The organism is Brevibacillus sp. GCM10020057 (assembly GCF_042683565.1).
Classification (GTDB): domain Bacteria; phylum Bacillota; class Bacilli; order Brevibacillales; family Brevibacillaceae; genus Brevibacillus.
On record NZ_JBHUJW010000025.1, the window covers coordinates 1 to 580 of the forward strand.

Consider the following 580-nt stretch of genomic DNA (forward strand, 5'->3'; position numbering starts at 1 on the left):
GAAGTCGGAATCGCTAGTAATCGCGGATCAGCATGCCGCGGTGAATACGTTCCCGGGCCTTGTACACACCGCCCGTCACACCACGGGAGTTTGCAACACCCGAAGTCGGTGAGGTAACCTAAACCACCCCAAAAAGTATTACTTTTCAGGGACCCCGGTTGGGAGCCAGCCGCCGAAGGTGGGGTAGATGACTGGGGTGAAGTCGTAACAAGGTATCCGTACCGGAAGGTGCGGATGGATCACCTCCTTTCTATGGAGATACGACCGTAACGCACATTCGCTGTTCAGTTTTGAGAGTGCATGCTCTCATAAATATAGTCTGGTGACGATGGCGGAGGGGACACACCCGTTCCCATACCGAACACGGCCGTTAAGCCCTCCAGCGCCGATGGTACTTGCTCCGCAGGGAGCCGGGAGAGTAGGACGTTGCCAGGCAGGTTACTCGTCAGAGTAGCCAATATTCGTTCCTTGAAAACTGGATACTGCATGTATTGCTAAGGATTTAAACTGTAAGTACTTTTTAGTGCTGACCAATTGTGGTTAAGTTACTAAGGGCACACGGTGGATGCCTTGGCGCTAG

The 580-nt window shown here is 52.9% G+C and carries 2 rRNA genes; both read left to right on the forward strand.

Annotation, left to right across the window (positions count from 1 at the left end):
- Positions 1-250, forward strand: a 16S ribosomal RNA gene (locus ACFSO0_RS08935); the annotation flags it as partial.
- 68 nt (positions 251-318) lie between these two features.
- Positions 319-435 (forward strand): 5S ribosomal RNA (gene rrf, locus ACFSO0_RS08940).
- The last annotated feature ends 145 nt before the right edge of the window (positions 436-580 follow it).